Source organism: Streptomyces sp. NPDC058534 (assembly GCF_042717365.1).
Lineage (GTDB): Bacteria > Actinomycetota > Actinomycetes > Streptomycetales > Streptomycetaceae > Streptomyces.
On sequence record NZ_JBHXNW010000076.1, the window covers coordinates 24,593 to 44,306 of the forward strand.

At 69.7% G+C, this 19,714-nt stretch carries 20 protein-coding genes; 5 read left to right on the plus strand and 15 right to left on the minus strand.

Annotation, left to right across the window (positions count from 1 at the left end; all coding sequences use genetic code 11):
- Positions 1-105: 105 nt before the first annotated feature.
- Positions 106-1,152 (minus strand): LacI family DNA-binding transcriptional regulator, encoded by a 1,047-nt coding sequence (locus ACFWR9_RS34020; RefSeq protein WP_383849052.1) that lies wholly within the window; start codon positions 1,150-1,152, stop codon positions 106-108.
- 185 nt (positions 1,153-1,337) lie between these two features.
- Here ACFWR9_RS34020 and ACFWR9_RS34025 point away from each other — a divergent pair, with 185 nt between their 5' ends.
- From ACFWR9_RS34025 to ACFWR9_RS34035, 3 genes are read left to right on the plus strand one after another with little or no spacing between them, the layout of a single operon-like run.
- A complete protein-coding gene (locus ACFWR9_RS34025) occupies positions 1,338-2,489 on the plus strand; it encodes a Gfo/Idh/MocA family protein (protein WP_383849055.1) in 1,152 nt (383 codons plus the stop codon).
- Positions 2,486-3,646 carry a dihydrodipicolinate synthase family protein gene (locus tag ACFWR9_RS34030; protein ID WP_383849058.1) on the plus strand — a complete coding sequence of 387 codons (1,161 nt, stop codon included), beginning with the start codon at positions 2,486-2,488 and terminating at the stop codon, positions 3,644-3,646. The genes ACFWR9_RS34025 and ACFWR9_RS34030 overlap by 4 nt, the downstream gene beginning before the upstream one ends.
- A 47-nt stretch (positions 3,647-3,693) precedes the next feature.
- Positions 3,694-4,491: a sugar phosphate isomerase/epimerase family protein gene (locus tag ACFWR9_RS34035; RefSeq protein ID WP_383849101.1), complete on the plus strand. Its 798-nt coding sequence runs from the start codon at positions 3,694-3,696 to the stop codon at positions 4,489-4,491.
- Positions 4,492-4,526: 35 nt separating this feature from the next.
- On the opposite strand, the gene ACFWR9_RS34040 is transcribed toward ACFWR9_RS34035, so the two are convergent.
- The 13 genes from ACFWR9_RS34040 to ACFWR9_RS34100 form a co-directional block, all read right to left on the minus strand.
- Complete coding sequence (locus tag ACFWR9_RS34040) at positions 4,527-5,225, minus strand: contact-dependent growth inhibition system immunity protein (RefSeq protein ID WP_383849061.1); 699 nt, start codon at positions 5,223-5,225, stop codon at positions 4,527-4,529.
- A 13-nt stretch (positions 5,226-5,238) separates the two neighbouring features.
- The gene (locus tag ACFWR9_RS34045) at positions 5,239-5,538 is read right to left on the minus strand and encodes an RNase A-like domain-containing protein (RefSeq protein WP_383849064.1); all 300 of its coding nucleotides are present in this window, start codon (positions 5,536-5,538) and stop codon (positions 5,239-5,241) included.
- 12 nt (positions 5,539-5,550) lie between these two features.
- Positions 5,551-6,126, minus strand: coding sequence for a hypothetical protein (locus ACFWR9_RS34050; protein WP_383849067.1), 576 nt, complete (start codon positions 6,124-6,126; stop codon positions 5,551-5,553).
- Between the two features lie 11 nt (positions 6,127-6,137).
- A complete protein-coding gene (locus tag ACFWR9_RS34055) occupies positions 6,138-7,832 on the minus strand; it encodes an RNase A-like domain-containing protein (RefSeq protein ID WP_383849070.1) in 1,695 nt (564 codons plus the stop codon).
- On the minus strand, positions 7,832-8,146 hold the full coding sequence (locus ACFWR9_RS34060; protein WP_383849073.1) for a WXG100 family type VII secretion target: 315 nt from the start codon (positions 8,144-8,146) through the stop codon (positions 7,832-7,834). The genes ACFWR9_RS34055 and ACFWR9_RS34060 overlap by 1 nt, the downstream gene beginning before the upstream one ends.
- Positions 8,147-8,197: 51 nt before the next feature.
- Complete coding sequence (locus tag ACFWR9_RS34065) at positions 8,198-8,629, minus strand: WXG100 family type VII secretion target (protein ID WP_383849075.1); 432 nt, start codon at positions 8,627-8,629, stop codon at positions 8,198-8,200.
- A 324-nt stretch (positions 8,630-8,953) separates the two neighbouring features.
- Complete coding sequence (rbsD, locus tag ACFWR9_RS34070; protein ID WP_383849077.1) at positions 8,954-9,343, minus strand: D-ribose pyranase; 390 nt, start codon at positions 9,341-9,343, stop codon at positions 8,954-8,956.
- On the minus strand, positions 9,340-10,242 hold the full coding sequence (locus ACFWR9_RS34075; RefSeq protein WP_383849080.1) for a ribokinase: 903 nt from the start codon (positions 10,240-10,242) through the stop codon (positions 9,340-9,342). The genes rbsD and ACFWR9_RS34075 overlap by 4 nt, the downstream gene beginning before the upstream one ends.
- A gap of 47 nt (positions 10,243-10,289) precedes the next feature.
- Positions 10,290-12,245: a substrate-binding domain-containing protein gene (locus tag ACFWR9_RS34080; protein ID WP_383849083.1), complete on the minus strand. Its 1,956-nt coding sequence runs from the start codon at positions 12,243-12,245 to the stop codon at positions 10,290-10,292.
- Positions 12,235-13,839, minus strand: coding sequence for an ATP-binding cassette domain-containing protein (locus ACFWR9_RS34085; protein ID WP_383849087.1), 1,605 nt, complete (start codon positions 13,837-13,839; stop codon positions 12,235-12,237). Before ACFWR9_RS34085 ends, ACFWR9_RS34080 begins: the two co-directional genes overlap by 11 nt.
- Positions 13,836-14,882, minus strand: a complete 1,047-nt coding sequence (locus ACFWR9_RS34090) for a LacI family DNA-binding transcriptional regulator (RefSeq protein WP_383849090.1) — start codon at positions 14,880-14,882, stop codon at positions 13,836-13,838. The genes ACFWR9_RS34085 and ACFWR9_RS34090 overlap by 4 nt, the downstream gene beginning before the upstream one ends.
- A gap of 172 nt (positions 14,883-15,054) precedes the next feature.
- Positions 15,055-15,603, minus strand: a complete 549-nt coding sequence (locus ACFWR9_RS34095) for a DUF1062 domain-containing protein (RefSeq protein ID WP_383849092.1) — start codon at positions 15,601-15,603, stop codon at positions 15,055-15,057.
- A gap of 224 nt (positions 15,604-15,827) precedes the next feature.
- Positions 15,828-16,313 carry a carboxymuconolactone decarboxylase family protein gene (locus tag ACFWR9_RS34100; protein ID WP_383849095.1) on the minus strand — a complete coding sequence of 162 codons (486 nt, stop codon included), beginning with the start codon at positions 16,311-16,313 and terminating at the stop codon, positions 15,828-15,830.
- A 175-nt stretch (positions 16,314-16,488) separates the two neighbouring features.
- On the opposite strand from ACFWR9_RS34100, the gene ACFWR9_RS34105 reads away from it, so the two are divergent.
- On the plus strand, positions 16,489-17,430 hold the full coding sequence (locus ACFWR9_RS34105) for an RNA polymerase sigma-70 factor (protein WP_383849104.1): 942 nt from the start codon (positions 16,489-16,491) through the stop codon (positions 17,428-17,430).
- A gap of 1 nt (position 17,431) precedes the next feature.
- On the opposite strand, the gene ACFWR9_RS34110 is transcribed toward ACFWR9_RS34105, so the two are convergent.
- On the minus strand, positions 17,432-18,229 hold the full coding sequence (locus ACFWR9_RS34110) for an ArsR/SmtB family transcription factor (protein WP_383849098.1): 798 nt from the start codon (positions 18,227-18,229) through the stop codon (positions 17,432-17,434).
- 283 nt (positions 18,230-18,512) lie between these two features.
- Here ACFWR9_RS34110 and ACFWR9_RS34115 point away from each other — a divergent pair, with 283 nt between their 5' ends.
- Positions 18,513-18,998 (plus strand): GNAT family N-acetyltransferase, encoded by a 486-nt coding sequence (locus ACFWR9_RS34115; protein WP_383849106.1) that lies wholly within the window; start codon positions 18,513-18,515, stop codon positions 18,996-18,998.
- The last annotated feature ends 716 nt before the right edge of the window (positions 18,999-19,714 follow it).

Sequence of the window (19,714 nt, forward strand, 5' to 3'; positions counted from 1 at the left end):
CCGCCCCGCGCTGCTCGGGCGGCGGCGGCGCGGGGGGGGGGGGGCCGCCCCCCCCCCCCCCCCCGAGGCCCACACCAACGCGCGGCGCCAAACAAACGACGGCACCTACCCCCGAGGAACCCCGGAGGACCCCCGCACCATCAACTCCCCCCGCACCGTAGTGATCCCCCCGGCCGGCGCCTCCTCCCGCCCCATCGCCACCCGCCCCGCCCGCGCCCCCGCCTCCGCGAGCGGCAGCCGGACCGTCGTCAGCGCCGGCACCGCGTCGATGCTGAACGGCAGGTCGTCGAAGCCGGCCACGGACACGTCGTCCGGGATCCGCAGCCCCGAGTCGCGCAGCGCCGCGCACGCGCCCAGCGCGACGGAGTCGTTCGCGGCGACGACAGCCGTCAGGGACGGATCCCGGCGCAGGAGTTCCAGCGTCGCCTCGTAACCGGACTGCCGGTCGTAGCGGCCGTGGACCGTCCAGCGGGGGTCCTCCTCGATGCCGTGCGCGGCGAGCGCGGCGCGGTGGCCCTCCAGCCGGTGCCGGGTCGTGGTCCGCTCCTGCGGGCCGGCGATGTAGCCGAGCCGGCGGTGCCCGAGCCCGAGCAGGTGCTCGGTCAGTTCCCGGCCGCCCCCGCGGTTGTCGAAGGTCAGCGCGATGGCCCCGGTCTCCGGCGCCGGCGGGCGCCCGCACAGCACCACCCGCGTCCCGGCCTCCGTCAGCTTGCGCAGCTTCGCCGCCACCGCCGCCTGGTGCGCCGCGTCCTCCATCGCCCCGCCGGTCAGCACGACGGCCGCCGCGCGCTGGCGTTGCAGCAGGGTGAGGTAGGTCAGCTCGCGCTCCGGGGAGCCGCCGGTGTTGCAGACCACCGCGAGCCGCTCGCCGCCCGCCCGGCCGCCCGGCCCGCCGATCTCGGACTGGATGGCGCCGGCCATGATGCCGAAGAAGGGGTCGGCGATGTCGTTGACCAGGATTCCCACCAGGTCGGACGTGGCCGCGGCCAGGGCGCTCGCCGGGCCGTTGAGCACGTAGTCCAGCTCGTCGACCGCCTTCAGCACCCGCTCCCGGGTGGTGGCGGCCACCGGATAGTTCCCGTTCAGCACGCGCGACACCGTCGCGGGGGAGACCTGGGCGCGGGCCGCCACGTCCGCCAGTGTCACCGTCATGTCCTCGTCCTCCGCATCGCGCCTGTGCCGAACGCCGTCCCCGGTGACCTTACGGCCACCGCGCGCCGCCGTTCGCCCCCTCGAACAACTCACCCCGACTGCGGTCTTGTCCAGACCACCGTTCACAGGCTAGCTTCGTGCTACGTAGAAAGCGCTTGCTGCATGGCTCGTACGAAGGGAATAACGTGACACGCAAGACGGTGCGTATCGCCATGAACGGCGTGACCGGGCGCATGGGCTACCGCCAGCACCTCGTCCGCTCCATCCTGGCCCTCCGCGAACAGGGCGGCCTCGACCTGGGCGACGGCACCGTGCTGTGGCCGGAGCCGGTCCTGGTCGGCCGCCGCGAGCACGCGCTGAGGGCGCTCGCCGAACGGCACGGACTCGACCACGTCTCCACGGACCTGGACGCGGTCCTGGCCGACGACAGCGTCGAGATCTACTTCGACGCCCAGGTCACCTCGGCCCGCGAGGACGCGATCAAGAAGGCGATCGCCGCGGGCAAGCACGTCTACACCGAGAAGCCCACCGCCACCGGCCTGGACGGAGCCCTCGACCTCGCCCGCCTCGCCCGGGAGAAGGGCGTCAGGCACGGCGTCGTCCAGGACAAGCTCTTCCTCCCCGGTCTGCTCAAGCTCAAGCGCCTCATCGACGGCGGCTTCTTCGGCCGCATCCTGTCCGTGCGCGGCGAGTTCGGCTACTGGGTCTTCGAGGGCGACTGGCAGGAGGCCCAGCGCCCCTCGTGGAACTACCGCACCGAGGACGGCGGCGGCATCGTCGTCGACATGTTCCCGCACTGGGAGTACGTCCTGCACGAGCTGTTCGGCCGCGTGAAGTCCGTGCAGGCCCTCACGGCCACCCACATCCCCGAGCGCTGGGACGAGAAGGGCAAGCCCTACGACGCCACCGCCGACGACGCCGCCTACGGCGTCTTCGAACTCGACGGCGGCGCGATCGCGCAGATCAACTCCTCCTGGGCGGTGCGCGTCAACCGCGACGAACTGGTCGAGTTCCAGGTCGACGGCACCGAGGGCTCGGCGGTCGCGGGCCTGCGCAACTGCCGCGTCCAGCACCGCTCCGCCACCCCCAAGCCGGTCTGGAACCCGGACATCCCCGCCACCGAGGCCTTCCGTGACCAGTGGCAGGAGGTCCCGGACAACGGCGACTTCGACAACGGCTTCAAGGCCCAGTGGGAGCTGTTCCTCAAGCACGTCTACGCCGACGCCCCCTACCACTGGGACCTGCTGGCCGGCGCCCGCGGCGTCCAGCTCGCCGAACTGGGCCTGCGGTCCTCGGCGGAGGGCCGCCGCCTCGACGTACCGGAGATCTCGCTGTGACCCTCCACCTGCCGGGCGCGGACGGCACCCTGCGCGCCTACGAGCCGCGCACCGAGCCGCTCGCCGTCACCCGGGAAGCCCCGGGAAGCGCTTTCACCTCTCGTACGGTCTTCTCGGCGGCGCACGTGGTCGCCGACCCGTTCGCGGACACCACCCCCGACGGGCCCGCCGCCGTCGACTGGGACGCCACCCTTGCCTTCCGCCGCCACCTGTGGTCCCACGGGCTCGGCGTCGCCGAGGCGATGGACACCGCCCAGCGCGGCATGGGCCTGGACTGGGCCGGAGCGGCGGAGCTGATCCGCCGGTCCGCCGCCGAGGCGAGGGCGACCGGCGGCCGCATCGCGTGCGGAGTGGGCACCGACCAGCTCACGACCGGCACCCTCGCCGAGGTCCGGGCGGCCTACGAGGAACAGCTCGCGCTCGTCGAGGAGTCGGGCGCCCAGGCCATCCTCATGGCCTCCCGCGCCCTGGCCGCCGCCGCCCAAGGCCCCGAGGACTATCTGGAGGTGTACGGCCACCTCCTGCGCCAGTCCGCCGAGCCGGTCGTCCTGCACTGGCTGGGCCCGATGTTCGACCCGGCCCTGGAGGGCTACTGGGGCTCGCCCGACCTCGACACGGCGACGGACACCTTCCTGGAGGTCATCGCCGCCCACCCCGACAAGGTCGACGGCATCAAGGTCTCCCTCCTGGACGCCCAGCGCGAGATCGACCTGCGCCGCCGCCTCCCGCGGGGCGTGCGCTGCTACACCGGCGACGACTTCAACTACCCGGAGCTGATCGCGGGCGACGAGCAGGGCTTCAGCCACGCCCTGCTCGGCATCTTCGACCCGCTGGGCCCGCTGGCCGCCGAGGCGGTCCGCCACCTGGACACGGGCGACACGGACGGCTTCCGCGCCCTCCTCGACCCCACCGTCGAGCTCTCCCGCCACCTCTTCCAGACCCCCACCCGCTACTACAAGACGGGCGTGGTCCTGCTCGCCTGGCTGGCCGGCCACCAGCGCCACTTCACGATGGTCGGCGGCCTCCAGTCGGCCCGCTCCCTGCCGCACTTCGCCCGCGCCTACGAACTCGCGGACCGCCTCGGCCTGTTCCCGGACCCGAAGCTGGCCGAGGAGCGCATGCGGACCCTGCTCGACCTGTACGGAGTCACCCAGTGAGCGACACCGATCTCGAACCCGACCTGACCCGCTTCAGCATCAACCAGATGACGGTCAAACAGCTCCCGCTGCCCGAACTCACCGCCGCCTGCCGCGACCTGGGCATCGGCAACGTCGGCCTGTGGCGCGAACCGGTCCAGGCGTACGGCGTCGAGGCGGCCGCCAAGCTGGTGCGCGACGCGGGCCTGACCGTCACCACCCTGTGCCGCGGCGGCTTCCTCACGGCCGTCGACCCGGACGAGCGCGCCGCGGCCCTGGCCGACAACCGCCGTGCCGTCGACGAGGCCGCCGCCCTCGGCACCGACACCCTCGTCCTGGTCTCCGGCGGCCTCCCGGCCGGCCACAAGGACCTGCGCGCCGCCCGCGAACGCATCGCGGACGCGCTCGCCGAACTCGCCCCCTACGCCGAGCGGCACGGCGTACGCCTCGCCATCGAACCGCTGCACCCCATGTACGCTGCCGACCGCTGCGTGGTCTCCACCCTCACCCAGGCCCTGGACCTGGCCGAACGCTTCCCCGCCCACCAGGTCGGCGTCACCGTCGACACGTACCACATCTGGTGGGACGACCGGGCTCCCGAGCAGATCGCCCGGGCGGGGGCCGGCGGCCGCATCCACACCTTCCAGCTCGCCGACTGGACGACGCCGCTGCCCGAGGGCGTTCTGAACGGCCGCGGCCAGCTCGGCGACGGCGCGATCGACATGCGGGAGTGGAAGGGCTACGTGGAGGCGGCCGGGTACACCGGCGCCATCGAGGTCGAGCTGTTCAACGAGGCGCTCTGGGCACGCGACGGACACGAGGTGCTCGCCGAGACGGCGGAGCGGTTCGTGCACCATGCCGGCTAGTCCCGTGGGAGATTCCGGCCAGGTACGGGCCGTCTTCAGGAAGCAGTGTCTCTTTTGAGACCCGGCCCGTACTCGGCTCGTGGCGTGGCGAGGCGCTCGGCGACCAGTGTCAGCCACGCTTCGGCGCTGTACGGCGGCGGCGGGTCGATCTCCATGCCCAGTTCGGCGACGGCCAGGGCGTAGCCGGACTCGTCCAGGCCGAGGGCCAACAGCTCGCGCAGCTCACCGACGAGACGCGCCACTAGCTGGGGGTCGGTGGAGGAGCGGTAGTCGTCGACGGCTTCGTCATGGTCGGCGAATTCGTCCGGCATGTCCTGCGAGAGCCAGCCACTCAGGAACTGTCCTGTCTCCGGGAATCGGGCGTGCCACTCCCAGTGGGTGGCGGGGGTGGCGGGGGGTGGCACATCGCCTTGCTCGATGCTTTGCCTGATGTGATCGGCGAGGCAGTGCAGCCACTGTTGAACCTGGTTGTGGGCGAGGCCGACGTCGGGGATGGCGTAGAACTCGCCGAGGCTCAGCCGCAGCCTCCCAGGCGGGTGCTCGGCGTAATCGCGGAGCTGTCGCTCGGCGATGGCCAGGGTCCATGGCCGTGCGTGCCAGGTGTGGCGGAGATAGGCGGTCAGAGCGGGTCCGGCCTGTTCTGGAGTGTCGTCGGCCGCCTGCCCGATATAGGCGCGGATCACCTGGTCCAACTCGCCGTAGCGGTGATCGTGATCAAGGGAGCTCAGAGGCATGGTGGTCTGATCTCTACAGGTAGAAGGGGAAGGTGGCGTGGACGGTGAAGCCGTGAGGGCGGGACGCGTCGCGCTTGAGGATCACCCGGGCCGCGCGTACGTCCACCGGCTCCCGCCCGGCCAGCATCATCGACTGCAGCAGCACTCGTCCCACGGGCTCGGTACGCGAAGGCCAGGACGCCTCGATGGTCAGGCGTGACTGTGTGGATTGGGCCAGCCAGCGGTGAATTACCTGCTCGTTGGCATTGACGACCTGCTGGGTCGCCCACTGAGCGGTTTCGCGGTCGGGATAGGTGGCGGAACGGGTACGCAAGGTCGAGTCCCTTCAGTCTTCCCAGAACGCCCAGAAGACGCCGATTTCTGTGTCGGACACGGCGACAAGGCCGCAATCAGTGGTGTACACGGAAAGGCAATCCCACTCCGTGTCGGGGTTAAGGAGGTCGGCATCAGGGTTTCGGTGGGCGTCAGCCGCGTTCGTGAAAAAGCGACTGTGGGTGCTGAACCGCGACAGGATGACCCGAGAGCTCCTGCAGAGTCTGTCCCTCTGCTGGTCGAAGTCCGGAATGTTGGCGGCCTGGTACGAGTCTCCTTGCAGTGCCACCAGCAGTTGACCAGCCGATCTCATTCCGATCTCATGCAAGGATCTGTCGATTTCTTCGGAGGGCCAGGGGAAAAAAGGTGAGTTCGTGCCACTGCGGTTCTCGCCGACCTCTGGCGCGTAATTGACCGAGCTCCAACCTCGAGGGTCGGTGGTCTTGAGGGCCATGACGGCGGCCACGTCACGGCGCCAGTCGTCATGACACCTCGGCCCGACCTGCGCAAACGTCCAACCACCACCGAACAGGTCGCTTACCGCCGACTTCCACGAGTCGGCCTGGACGGCGGGTTCCTGCTGGGGCACGGGATTCCTCTTCACGAGTTGGGAAGGGTGTCGCTGGGCATTGCGGTAAGTACAACGTACGGAGGGTGGCCACCGGGGACCGGCCGAAGAGTAACCAACACCTTATCGGAGTCATGTGCCTGCGTATCTCCGCGTGCCCAGGAGCGACCAACGGGATGATTGAAGTCGAGGCCGATGTTTCTTGTCTGGTTGGGCTGTGTCGGGTTTCTGCTCAGCCACCTGTCGATCTTGCGCTGATTGTCGGGATCATCGAGGACTGCCTGCGTGTAGCGCTGTGCTTCACCGAGGTTATTGAAGGTGGACACCGCAATGGGTCTGGTAACCCCGTCTGGGTAGAGTCTTGACTGGTCTCGAAGCCGCTGCTCCAACTGCCCGTCTGTCTTGCCCACGTGCTTGTCGATGACGTGGGAGCCCGACACGCCCTCCTGACTGGCCAAGTCGACAGGGTATTTGTGCCTCGATTCGTCATCTCCTGGGACGGTATAGAGCGGGTCGCTCTTGAAGTCTGTCAGCGCGCGCGCACCGAAAGCTTCGGCTCGGGCTTCTTCTGCCCTGAAGGAGGGAGCGCTCTTGAAGGCTTCATCCAGAGCGCCCGTCAGGTCCTTGATGCGTTGTGTCTGACGGTTGATCCGGTTGTTGTATGCAGTGACCGCGTCATTCATGGCCTGTTCGTCAAGGTTCAGGACAATTCCGGACGACAGATCGGTGACCAAGCCCTTGCCAAGGTTCAACAAGCCTTTACCCAGGTTCTTGACGTCCTTGAGGTCGACGCCGTCGCTCACGTCGATCTGAGGCAGAGTGTCGATGACTGCCTTTCGGTAGATCCGATGCAGGTCTTCGCGAACGTCCTCGGCGGCCTTCGCGAAGTGATAGAGGGCATCCACCATCACCTCGCACGTGTCGAAGAGCACGGCGAAAACCGGGTGGTTCGCCCCAGGGCTGCCGAAACTGTCATTCTTCCAGTTGTAGCCGTTCGTTTCCTTGCCCCAAGCCGAAGTGCCCCACAACGTACTGCAGAAAGTACGCATGGCGCCGTACCATTCGCTGTTGGACTGCTGAGTGATGCTGTCGATCAAGTGCGTCAGCATTCCGCCGACGGTCGACAGATTGATCTGCGGCATGCGCCAGGTCTCTGACACCGAGTTCACACGGTGGTGATTCGGGAGCGGGAGGATCTCGGCCGCTTTGCCCCAGCGGCAGGCATCTTCCAGGAGAGGGCGCAGTACGGTCAGGACCACGGCCTCCACGCCTTCCAAGGCGCGCTGCACGAAGTCCTGGCCGCCGTCGATGTCCCCCCACTTGAAGTCCGTGACGGGGCCGTACGAAGGAGGGGTGTCAATGACGACGGGAGGTGACTGGTGCTGAGGCTGGACTGTGGGCGATGGGTTGGTCGCGGCGTCGGCCGCGGCGTAGTTGTTTCCGGTGGTGGTGAAACCGACCGCGGCACCGCCCACGCTGACCACCGCCTTGGCCCACACCTCGAGGAAGCGTTCGGCGACTTCCTTGTAAGCCTTGGTGAAGCCCTGGACGGAGGTTCCCCTGCCTCCGCCATCCGGGTATCGCGCCAATTCGACCAGAAAGGCCTTCGCGCCCCGGTGCAGAAGATCTTGCTGGTCGGCGATCCCGGTCGAAACGCCGTAGAGAGCGGACGGCGTGACATCGACCGTGCCGTTCTGTGAGCCGCCTGCGGCTGGGGGCGTAGCCATCAGATCGCTCCCCAGCCGCGCAGTACGGCGCGGTGTGCTGCCGTGTAGTTGGTGTGACCGGTCGTCACTATGTCGTGCAGCCACTTCTGGGCTGCTTGCAGATCCTGGGCCGAACGCTCCCATTCGTCGAGTTTGTCGACGAAGACCTCACGGGCTTCGCCCTCCCAGGACAGTACGACCGGGACGACACGGTCATACAGGTCATCCAATTTCTCGTTCAGCTTCTTGAGGATGTCCTCCAACTCGAAGGCGAGCTCACCAAGCGTGTCGAAGGTGACAGCTATGTGATCCCCGGCAAGGCGTTCGTCTGGCATTTTTCCCCCGTACTCGGCGACTGTGTGCGTTTGAAACCTGGATCCGGGTTCTCAGAACGAGTCCAAGTTGCTGCGATGACGAGCCGGTGCAGCGTCTGGATGGGACTCCGAGTGCGGTGTTGACAGCCTGTCAACCTCACTCTTTACGTCGACCTGGATGCGCTTGAGGTCAGTGAGCACGTCCAACTCCCGTTCGGTGAAGCCGTCTCTGCTCAGGCGCACCGCCTGCTCGAGGTGGCGTATGACTTCGCGGATTCGCACGGCGTCCTCGGCTGCCGCCCGGTGGAAGTCGCGGTAGGCAGACGCGGCCGGACCACGCCAGCCGGCCTCGATGCGATCCACCACCCTGTCCATCCGCGTGACCTGCTTGTCCAGGTGGTCCTGCATGTCGTCGAGGTCACCGGCAAGCTTGGTCAGGTCATCGTCGGAGACACGCAGGTCCGGCTTCGCACCTTGGCTGGTCGGTAGATCGGTCAACCCCATGGCGTAACTCCCCGTCCTGTCTGACCGCATCGCGGCAACTGGCCTGCACTCATCGGTCGGAAGATTCTATGAGGCAACTACGAAGCACCAGTTCAGGGCCTTGGGAGGCGAGACGATGACTCCCGGACAGCACCGAAGCGGTCGGGACGGGGGGAAGAATCTTCCGCAACCCGTGCAACCGTTCCGGCGTCCCGCGGGTCGTACTTGGCATCAGAACCCCTGTGGGGGGACCCGGGGGGGGATCCGTGGGGTTCTGAAGGGGAGGGGAAACCCGAGAGGGCCCGGTCGCGACCGGGCCCTCTCAAAGTCTCCGCCGGCACGGAGTCAGAAGAAGACCCCGCACCGCAGCAGCACGTTCGCGTACGGTCGGGCCTCGCCGGTGCGGACGATCAGACGCGCACCCGCCGACAGCTCCTTGAGCCGCTCGTGCGGGACGAGCGTGAGACCGGGGAAGTGGCCGTCGAGCAGCGCGGCGGCGTCCGCGTTGGCCTCCCGCAGCTCCGTCGCCGCCACCGCGCCCTCCACGACCAGCTCGGCGAGCAGGCCGTCCAGCACCTCCCTGAAGGACGGCACCCCGGCGCGGAAGGCCAGGTCGACGACGCGCGGGCCGTCCGGGACGGGCATGCCCGCGTCGCACACCAGGACCCCGTCACCGTGCCCGAGTTCGGCGAGCGCGCCCGCGAGGTGGCGGTTGAGTATCCCTGCCTTCTTCACAGTGCCTCGGCCTCCGCCGCCGTCGGGTACGACTCCTGCGCCCCCGCCTTCGTGACCGCCGCCGCGCCCACCCGGGCCGCGTACGCCGCCGCCTCGGCGAGCGAGTCGCCGGTGCCGAGCCGCCAGGCCAGCGCCGCGGTGAACGCGTCGCCCGCGCCCGTCGTGTCCACGGCGTCCACCTTCACCGACGGCACCCGGGAGACGCCCGCGCCCGACGCCACCAGCGCGCCCTCGGCGCCCAGGGTCACGACCACCGAACGCGGGCCCTTGGCCAGCAGGATGCGGGCCCAGTCCTCTGGGCGCTCGCTGACCAGGGCGTCGCCGAGGATCACCTTCGCCTCGTGCTCGTTGACGATCAGCGGGTCGCAGGCCGCCAGCACCTCCGGCGGAAGCGGGCGCGGCGGCGACGGGTTCAGCACGAAGCGGCTGTCAGGGGCCAGACTCCGGACCACCTCCACGACCGTCTCCAGGGGAATCTCCAACTGCGTGGAGACCACCCGGGAGGCGTGGAAGAGGCTGCCGGCCGCGCGGACGTCGCCCGGCGTCAGCCGCCCGTTGGCGCCCGGCGAGACCACGATGCTGTTGTCCCCCGAGGGGTCGACGGTGATCAGCGCGACGCCGGTCGGGGCACCGCCCACCAAGACGCCGACCGTGTCGACACCGGCCGCGCGCTGCGAGTCGAGGAGCAGCCGGCCGTGGCCGTCGTCGCCGACCCGGGCCAGCAGGGCCGTACGGGCGCCGAGCCGGGCGGCGGCCACCGCCTGGTTCCCGCCCTTGCCTCCCGGGTGGACGGTCAGGTCGGAGCCGAGCACCGTCTCCCCGGCGCCCGGCCGCCGTTCCACGCCGATCACGAGGTCGGCGTTGGCCGATCCCACGACCAGGAGGTCGTAGTCGTACATCAATCGTTCTCCGATCGAGTGAATTCGAGTCCCGGGCCGCGCCCGTGTCAGCCCTCGAAGCCGGCCACGTTCTCCTTGGTGACCACCTTCACGGGCACCTTCACCGTCTGCTCCACCTTCTTGTCCTCGGCCGCCCGCAGCGCGTTCTGTACGGCGATCCTGCCCAGTTCCTTCGGCTGCTGCGCGACGGACGCGAACAACGTGCCCTCCTGGACCGCCTTCAGCCCGTCCGGGGTGCCGTCGAACCCGACGACCTGGACCGACTTCCCGGCCTTGGAACCCAGCGCCTTGATCGCGCCGAGCGCCATCTCGTCGTTCTCCGCGAAGACGCCGTCGATGTCCGGGTGCGCCTGGAGCAGGTTGGTCATCACGTCCAGGCCCTTGGTGCGGTCGAAGTCCGCGGGCTGCTTGGCGACCACCTTGATGCCCGGGTACTCCTTGAGGCCGGCCGCGAAGCCCGCCCCGCGCTCACGGCTGGCGGAGGTGCCGGCCTGGCCCTGGAGGATGGCGATCGTGCCCCTGCCGCCGAGCTTCTCGGCGAGGGCCTTGGCGCCCAGCTCACCGCCCTCGACGTTGTCGGAGGCGACCAGCGCGGCGGTCTCGGCGTCGTTGACGCCGCGGTCCACGGCGATGACGGGGATGTCGTCCTTGTTCGCCGAGCGCACCGAGGGGCCCGCGGCGTCCGAGTCCACCGGGTTGACGATGATCGAGGACAGGCCCTCGCTGGTGAAGTTCTGCAACTGGTTCGCCTGCTGGGAGGCGTCGTTCTGTGCGTCCGTGACGGTCAGGTCCACGCCCATCTTCTTCGCCTGCTCCTCCGCTCCGTCCCGGATCTGGACGAAGAACGGGTTGTTGAGCGTCGACAGCGACAGGCCGACCTTCTGCGTCTTGCCGCCCGAGGAGCCGTTGTGCAGCAGCGAGGTCGCGCCGACCACGGCGACGGCGACGACCGCCGCGATGACGTACGTGAGTGCCTGCTTGCCCCGGTTCCCGCCGCCGGACGTCCCGGCCGCCGGCGTGGTCGCGCCGGCCTTGCGCCGCAGGGTGTCCAGGAGCACCGCCAGTGCGATGACGACACCGATGACGACCTGCTGCCAGAACGCGGAGACGGACAGCAGGTTGAGGCCGTTGCGCAGCACCGCGAGGATCAGCGCGCCGATCAGCGTGCCGGACGCCTTGCCGGTGCCGCCCGCGAGCGACGCACCGCCGATGACGACGGCGGCGATGGCGTCCAGTTCGTAGCCCTGCGCGGCCTGCGGCTGCGCGGAGGAGAGCCGGGAGGCGAGCACGATGCCCGCGGCGGCGGCGAACAGGCCGGAGAAGGCGTAGATGGCGAGCTTCTGCCGCTTCACCCGCAGCCCGGACAGTCGCGCGGCCTCCTCGTTGCCGCCGATGGCGTACATGGAGCGGCCGATGTAGGTCCGCCCGAGGACGAACGCGGTGATCAGCCCCATCACGATCATCACCAGCACCGGCACGGGCAGCCACCCGCCGAGCGTGTCACCGAGATGCGAGACGGAGTCCGGGAAGGCGATGGGCGAGCCCTGCGAGATGACCAGCGACAGACCGCGCCCGACCGACAGCATGGCGAGCGTCGCGATGAACGGCGGCAGCTTCCCGTACGAGATGAGGAAACCGTTCACCAGACCGCAGGCGATGCCCGTCGCGACGGACAGCAGCACCGCGAGCGCGACCGGTATCCCGGCCTCGGTGGCGCTCCAGGCCAGCACGGTGGCCGAAAGGGCGGCGACCGAGCCGACCGACAGGTCGATGCCCGCCGAGACGATGACGAAGGTGACACCGAAGGCGAGGATCGCCGTCACGGCCGCCTGGACGCCGACGTTGAGCAGGTTGTCGGCGGTCAGGAAGTCCCCGGAGAGCGCCGACATGCCGACGACGAGGACGATCAGCGCGGTCAGCGCGCCGTTCTCCAGCAGCAGGCGGCGCACACCGCCCGGGGCGCCCTGCGCGCCCGGCTTGCTCTTGAGCGTGTCAGTGGCCACCGGAGGCCTCCGTTCCGTTGCTGTGGGGGGAGTCGCTGTGCGGGGAGTCGCTGTCGGGAGAGTCGCTGTGGGGGGAGATGCTGTCGGGGGAGTCGCTGTGGGGCGTACCGACGGCGAGCGCCATCACGGCGTCCTGCGTGGCCTGTCCGGCGGGCAGTTCCCCGGCGACGCGGCCCTGCGCCATGACCACCACGCGATCGCTCATGCCCAGTACCTCGGGCAGATCGCTGGAGATCATGAGCACGGCGGCACCGGCGGCCGTCAGTTCGTTGACGAGCTGGTAGATCTCGACCTTGGCGCCGACGTCGATGCCGCGCGTCGGCTCGTCGAGGATGAGCACCTTGGTGTTCGCCAGCAGCCACCTGCCGATGACGACCTTCTGCTGGTTGCCGCCGGAGAGGGTGCGCACGTGCTGGCCAAGACCGGCCATCCGCACCCCGAGCTGCCCGGCGATCCGCTCCGCCGACGCGTGCTGGCCCTTGAGGTCGACTAGCCCCGCGCGGGAGGTGGTTTTCAGGGTGACGAGCCCGAGGTTCTCCTCGACGGACGCGTCCAGGACGAGCCCCTGACCCTTGCGGTCCTCGGGCACCAGCCCGATCCCGGCGGCCATGGCGGCGTTCACGTCGTGCCGCCGCAGCGGGGCGCCCGCGACGTGCACGGTCCCGGCGTCGTAGGGGTCCGCCCCGAACACCGCACGCACGACCTCGGTCCGCCCGGCGCCGACGAGGCCCGCGATGCCGACGACCTCACCGGCCCGCACCTCGAAGCCGACGTCGTGGAAGACACCGTCCCGGGTCAGCCCCTCCACCTTGAGCAACGCCGCACCGGCGGCGGAGCGTTCGCGCGGGTACTGCTGCGCGATCGACCGCCCGACCATGAGCCGGACCAGCTCGTCCTCGGGCGTGGCGGCGGGCACCTGGCCGACACTCCGCCCGTCCCGGATGACGGTGACGCGGTCGCCGAGGGCGGCGATCTCCTCCAGGTGATGCGTGATGAACACGATCCCGACGCCGTCCTCGCGCAGCCGCCGCACGATGGCGAACAGCTTCTCGACCTCCTCGGAGGTCAGTACGGCGGTCGGCTCGTCCATGATGAGCACGCGCGCGTTCAGGCTGAGCGCCTTGGCGATCTCGACCATCTGGAGCCGCGCGATGCCGAGTTCACGCACGCGCGCGCGGGGCGACACGCTCAGGCCGACCCGCTTCAGCAGCACTTCGGCATCGGCGTCCATCTTCTTCCGGTCGATCATCCCGAGCCGGCGCGGCTGGCGTCCCAGGAAGATGTTCTCGGCGACCGTCAGATCGGGGACGAGGTTGAACTCCTGGTAGATGGTGGCGATCCCGAGCCGCTCGGAGTCCTGCGCACCGTGGATGCGCACCTCCTCGCCACCGGCCAGGATCCGCCCGGCGTCGGGGGTGTAGGCGCCGGAGAGCATCTTGATGAGGGTGCTCTTGCCCGCGCCGTTCTCACCGAGGAGCACATGCACCTCGCCCCGGCGCAGGTCGAAGTCGACGCTGTCGAGCGCGACCACGCCGGGGAAGGTCTTGCGGATGCCCTCGATGCGCAGCAACTCGTCCGGACTGCGGCTGCTCACGGCGTACTCCTTCGTACGGGGGACGGGGACGGGGACGGGGGTTGCGGGGCCGCCGCCTCACCGCAGGAGCGGCGGACGACGAGCCGCGCGGGGAGGGTGACGGACTCGCCGGCCCGCCCCTCGATCCGGTCGACGAGCGCGCGGACGGCGGCCCGCCCGAGGTCACCCGTGGGCTGGGCGATCGCGGTGACCGGCGGATCGGTGTGCACGAACCACGGGATGTCGTCGAACGCGGCGAGCGCGATGTCCTCGGGGACCCGAAGACCCCGCGCGCGTACGGCGTCCAGCGCGCCGAGCGCCATCAGGTTGTCGGCGGCGAAGACGACCTCGGGCGGCTCGGGCAGGTCGAGGAAGCCCTCGGTGACCCGGCGCCCGCTGTCGGCCTGGAAGTCGCCCTGCCCGATGTAGGCGCCGGGGAGGGGGAGCCCGTACGCGCCGAGCGCTTCACGGAACGCGTCGACACGCTCCCGCCCGGTCGTGGTGGCGGCGGGCCCGGCGATGATGGCGAGCCGCCGGTGCCCGAGCCCGTGCAGATGGGCGACGAGATCCCGTACGGCGGCCCGCCCGTCCGACCTGACGACGGGGACGTCCACGCCCGGGATCCACCGGTCGACGAAGACCATCGGCGTCCCGGCCCGCGCGGCGGCCAGCATGTGCGGGGAGCCGCCGTCGGTGGGGGAGACGAGGAGCCCGTCGATCCGGCGGTCCAGCAGGGTCGTCACGTGGTGATCCTGAAGATCGGGCCGCTCGTCGGCGTTGCCGATGATGACGCTGTAGCCGAGCGCGCGGGCCTCCTCCTCGACGGAGCGGGCCAGTTCGGTGAAGTACGGGTTCATCACGTCGCTGATGACCAGGCCGAGGGTGCGGGTCTGGTCGGTGCGCAGCGACCGGGCGAGGGCGTTCGGGCGGTAGCCCAGCGTCTCGACGGCGGCCAGTACGCGCCGGCGTGCGGCCGCGCTGACCGACGGGTGGCCGTTGAGCGCGCGCGAGACCGTCGCGACGGAGACGCCCGCCTCGGCGGCGACGTCCTTGATGCTCGCCATCGCCGTTTCCACCTCCTCGTGGAATCGATTACACGGAGGATTGGAAACGATTACAGGGGCTTGGGGCAAGGGGTGGTGCCGCGCCGAGACTCAATCGTGACCGGGTCTCGGCGCGGCTGTCGGGGGCCTCAGCGCCTCAGTGGCCTCAGCAGCCTCAGCAGCCTCAGCAGCCTCAGCGCTTGAGCGTGAAGGTGAAGTCGCCCGTGAGCCTGGCGCCCAGCCGGACCGCCGAGACGACCTTCCCCTCCGCGGCCAGCCTTTCGACCTCGGCCCGGGAGAGACCGCACCCTTCGGCGATCAGCCGCACCGGCCGGACGGGGATCCGCGCCGCGAAGCGGACCGAGACGTCGATCACCTCGCGGTCCAGGTGATCCGACCCGCCGGTGTCGAGGCGCCAGGCGCCCTCCCAGTCGAGGGCGACGCGATTACGGCGCAGGACGCCCGGATCCTGCAGCAACTCCGCCGCCAGGGCGGGGTCGTTGTCGTGCAGCCGGTCCAGCAGCTCGGGCCGTACCGAGCGCACGCGCGTGCGCTCGAAGACCGTGAGCCTCGCGGTGTCCCCGCAGGTGGTGCAGAGCACGAGGAGCCAGGCGTCGATGAGCTTGTGATGGGCGTTGGCGCGGAACCTGCCGTTCGCCCGGAAACGCCCGCCCCCGCATGCATGGCAGCGACGGAGGACGAGCGGCAGGCAGGTGGGCATGACGACCCAGTTGTTGAGCACAGAAGTACACCGGTTTCAGTGTGAGAAGTCCGCAGCGGAAAGCAGCACGGCGCACAGGCGCGCGACGCGCGACAGATCAGCACTCGGGGTGTCTCACGCGATGTACAACGGCCCGCCCTTCTCCAGCTTCACCAGACGACTCGGTCCGGCAGGAGGGTAGTTGCGCACGGCGGCGCCGCTCCACCGGTTTTCGGCCGGGGAGCAGCGCCGCGGTCCGGCCCCTCTCAGTCGAAGGCCGCGTCGAACACGCCGGCCTCGTAGGAGCCCCCCGCCTGGTGCGTGATCACGGCGAGCCGGTTGGCCGCGTTGATCATGGCGACCAGGCAGACCAGAGTGGCGACCTGATCGTCGTCGTAGTGCTTGCGCACCTGGGCCCAGGTCTCGTCGGACACGCCCTGGTGGGCGTCGGCGAGCCGGGTGCCCTCCTCGGCGAGTGCCAGGGCGGCCTGCTCGGCCTCGGTGAACACGGTGGACTCGCGCCAGGCGGCGACCAGGTGGAGCCGGACCGCGCTCTCCCCGGCGGCCGTGGCCTCCTTGGTGTGCATGTCGATGCAGTGTCCGCAGCCGTTGATCTGACTGGCCCGCAGCGCGATCAGCTCCTGCGTGGACTTCGGCAGCGACGACTGCTGGAGCACCAGGGCGATGCCCGCGAACCGCTTGGCGAACCGGCCGCCGATCTCGTTCTCGAACAGGTTGAATCGGGTTTCCATGACCCCGTCCTCACTCTCGGTGCCGCGTTGACGCACACAAGACGCCGACGCCCCGGACCCTGTGACGGGGCGCCGGTGTGACGTGGAGCACCGGCGGGGGATGTCACAGAACGGCGGTGGCCGGCGTCCTGTGCGCGTGACACCGTCGAAGGCGAACGAGCGGGAGCAGCTGGTCATGAGCGAGTACGGCAGCCACGAACAGGACACGACGACCGGGGCGGGCGCCGGGGGCGGACGCACGGACCCCGCCACCGAGGCCTTCGTCGCCCATCGCAACCTCCTCTTCACCGTCGCCTACGAGATGCTCGGCTCGGCCGCCGACGCCGAGGACGTCCTCCAGGAGACCTGGTTGCGCTGGGCGGGAGTCGATCTCGACTCGGTGCGCGACCGGCGCGCCTACCTGGTCCGGATCACCACGCGCCAGGCACTGACCCGGCTGCGCACGCTCGGCCGCCGCAAGGAGTCCTACGTCGGCGAGTGGCTGCCCGAGCCGTTGCTCACCACGCCCGACGTGGCCGAGGACGTGGAACTGGCCGACAGTGTCTCGATGGCGATGATGCTGGTCATGGAGACGCTCACGCCGACCGAGCGGGCGGTGTTCGTGCTGCGCGAGGTGTTCGACCTGGAGTACGACGAGATCGCCGAGGCCGTCGACAAGACCCCGGCCGCCGTCCGCCAGACCGCGCACCGGGCCCGCGCCCACGTCGCGGCCCGCCGGCCGCGCGGCGTCGTCTCCCGGACCGAGAGCCGGGACGCGCTCGACGCGTTCCAGCGGGCCGTGCGGACGGGAGACCTCCAGGGCCTGCTCGACATCCTCGCCCCGGACGTCGTCCTGCTGGGCGACGGCGGCGGCATCAAGCAGGCGATCCTGCGGCCCGTCACGGGTGCCGACAAGGTGGCCCGCCTGATGCTCGGCGGCCTGGTCAAGCTGCCCGCCGAGATGTCGATGGACCCCGCCCAGGTCAACGGCCACCCGGCCCTGGTCATCCGCCTCGACGGCGAGCTGGACACGGTGATGGCGGTGCGCTTCGACGACGGCCGCATCTCCGGCCTCTACGCGGTGCGCAACCCCGAGAAGCTCACGCGCATGGGACGGGCGACCGCGCTGCACCGCTGACCTACTGGGGCTGGGGGAGCGTGTCCCCGGTCTCCAGCAGAGTCTTGAGCCCGGAGACGAGGGCGGGCCACCCGTGCTGGATCATCTCGCGCACGGTGCTGCCGGGCTCGAACCCGTCGTGCACGACGGTCAGCCTGACCGTCCCGCTCTCGCCGAGATCCTCGATCTCGAAGGCGACCTTCGACCGCCGCTCGGCGGTGAGCTTGGCCAGCGTCTCGTCGTCGATGCCGTTGGCCCGGGCCCACCCGGGCGTGAAGGTGTGCCAGGTGTAGGCGAGCCGCCGGTAGGGATCGGACTCGAGCACGACCTGCTCGGGGTCCTCGGTGGCCGCGCCCCGCTCCTTCCAGACCATGGGCGCCCCGGCCGCCCAGTCGGTGCCGAACTCCACCCCCCAGTAGCGGCGGGTGAACTCCGGATCGGTCAGGCCCTGCCACAGCCGCTCGGGCGTGGTCCTGATGTAGGTCGTGTACACGAACGCGTTGCTGTCCATGGCGTTGCTCTCCAGTACGTGCTTGAGGTCGGCGAGTGCGTGCACCCGCTCCTGGTCGTAGCGGCTGATCCAGCGTTCGGCGATGGCGTTGATCGGCTCGGCGTTGAGGTAGTGCAGCTTCTCCCGGCCCCGCCGCACGGTGGTGACCAGGTTGGCGGCCTCCAACACCGCCAGATGCTTGCTGACCGACTGCCGCGCCATGTCCAGCCCGGCACACAACTCCCGCAGACTCTGCCCGTTGCGCCCGTTCAGCCGATCCAGCAGCCGCCGCCGGTTCCGGTCACCCAGCGCCTTGAAGACCTCGTCCATCTCCGCCCCTCTGACATGCAGCCTGTTAGCTGCCTTTCACGTTAGGCACCCAACGGGCTGCATGTCAATCGGAGACCTCGTTGCTTCAGTGCCAGGGAACGTGCACCGGGGTGGGGTTTCGGTGGTGGATGCCGCGTACCCGCTTGCCGGGCCGCTTCGAAATCGGTGGACACCCTTCGGGTGAGTCGGCGAGCATCCGCAGGTGGCAGATGAAGCCGATCATCAGAGGCCGCTCGCGCGGAGTCCGAAGCGTGTCCGTTTTGTTGAGCTGTCCGGCGGGGCGATGTCCGCTTTGCTCGATGGAGACCTTTCCGGAGCCAGCAGGATGGCCGGGGTTTCACTGACCGAGTACTTCCTGACCGACAGAGCACGGTGGCTGTGGCAGTTCCGGCTCGACCAGATGGCCGCCGATCGCGGCCGTGCGCGGTGGATGGTGCGGCAAGCGGTCGTCGGCGAGGACGGCCTCGTCGTCGGGCATGCCGGATTTCACGGGCCGCCCGATGACGCCGGCATGGTCGAGATCGGCTACTCCGTCGCTCCCGACTTCCGTCGCCAGGGATACGCCCGGTCCGCGTTGATCGAGTTGCTTCGCCGGGCAGCAGCCGAAATCGCGGTCACCACCGTGCGGGCGACGATCAGCCCCGACAACGTGGCATCCCTGGCCACGATCTGGGGCTTCGGCTTCGTTGAGGTCGGAGAGCAGTGGGATGAGGAGGACGGTCTCGAACTGGTCTTTGAGGTACCTGCTCGCCGAATGCCGCCGGCTTGATGGGAAGGGTCTTCAACTGTTGGGGCTTTCGCTTAAACAGGCCGAGTATCGCTAATTATCAGATGTGTGGTTGATCGGCAGGGTTTCGGGCCAGGTTTCCTCCGATTGAATGCGTTTTCTGCTGATTCTGGTGGGCTGGTGGTGTGGGGTCCGTAGGTTGTCGGGCATGGAGCTTCTTCGGTTGTCGGTGGCCGCGCGTCGGGTGGGTGTGCATCCGGGCACGCTGCGGTTGTGGGCGACCGAGGGCAGGGTCCCGGTGGTGTGGGTGGGCAGGGAACGCCGGTTCTCCGTTGAGGCGTTGGATGCGCTGACCGGTGGTGGGGACGGCGGTGGTCGTCGCGAGGCGTTGTATGTGCGTGTGTCGGGGACCAGCGGGCAGGGGTCGTCGTCGGCGGTGCGGGAGGCGGAGTTGCGGGGGTCTGCTTCTGGCGTGGCGGCCTTCGCGGGCCGGATGTGCGGTATGCGCTCACGCGAGGCACGCCGCCGCCTGCTGGCCGAAGCCGGCCACCGCATCGAACACCCTGCCCCTCCTGCTCCTGCTCCTGCCCCTGAAATGGTGTCTGGGGTTGGGGGTGGTGGGGTGTGAGCAGGCTGGTGGCGACCGCTACGTGTACCGCCTATTCCGGTGTTCTGGAGGCGACGGGTGAGCGGGTCGGGCCGCGGGTTCTGCTGGAGCGGGTGGGCATCTGGGCCGGGTTGAGCCAGGAACTGACCGG